At 68.3% G+C, this 890-nt stretch carries 1 protein-coding gene; it reads right to left on the minus strand.

Going from position 1 to position 890, the window contains the following annotated elements; genetic code table 11:
• On the minus strand, window positions 1-876 hold an 876-nt coding region (locus Msi02_RS42785; RefSeq protein ID WP_308441858.1), incomplete at its 3' end, for an extracellular catalytic domain type 1 short-chain-length polyhydroxyalkanoate depolymerase.
• Window positions 877-890 lie beyond the last annotated feature (14 nt).

The raw sequence follows: 890 nt of genomic DNA on the forward strand, positions 1-890 counted from the left end.
GGGCGTGGTGCTGTCGAGGCCGAGGAAGGAGATGGCGTAGGCGAGTTGGCCGGTCATGGGGAGTTGGTGGCCGACGCCGGAGATGCTGATGCCTTCGATGGTGGCCTGGGTTGTGGTGGTGCCGTAGCGGGTGCGGGTCCAGGATGATTGCGGGTGGTCGGTGAAGGCGGGGGTCTGGCTCAGGCCGTGCAGGTTGGTCCACTGCTTGATCTCTTCGCCGAAGTTGGGGTAGGCCAGTGTGGTGTCGGTGGTGCCGTGCCACAGCTGGATGCGGGGGTAGCGGCCGGTGTAGCCGGGGTACATGGCGCGGGCCTGGTCGCCCCATTGCTGGGCGGTCTTGATGAGTTGTCCGCCGGAGCACTGGCTGTTCCACAGTGAGCCGTTGGTGGTGGCGAAGCAGCCGGCGGGGACGCCGGAGAAGGCCGAGGCGGCGGAGAACACGTCGGGGTATTCGGCGGCCAGGACGTTGGTCATCATGGCGCCGGAGGAGAAGCCGCTGACGACGATGCGTCCCGGGTCGACGTTGTAGCGCTGGCGGGTCCAGTTGACCATCGCCATGATGCCGGTGGAGTCGCTGCCGCCGTCGCGTTTGAGCGCGGCGGGGGTGGACACGTCGAAGCATTTCTCGCTGCGGGTGGCTTCGGGGACCACGATGATGTAGCCGTAGCGGTCGGCCGCGGTGACGTAGTCGTGTCCGTTGCCGTTGAAGATCGCGCTGGCCGAGCCGCCGCAGTAGTGGACCAGGACCAGGAGCGCGGGGCGTGCCGCGACCCTGTCGGGCACGTAGAGGTACATGTTCAGGTTCGTCGGGTTGGTGCCGAAGCCGGTCACCCGGGTCAGCGACGCCGCCGCGGCGGGCCGGGCGCCCAGAAGCATGCCCGCCACCACCA

The sequence above is a fragment of the Microbispora siamensis genome (assembly GCF_016863095.1).
In the GTDB taxonomy this organism is placed as follows: Bacteria; Actinomycetota; Actinomycetes; order Streptosporangiales; family Streptosporangiaceae; genus Microbispora; species Microbispora siamensis.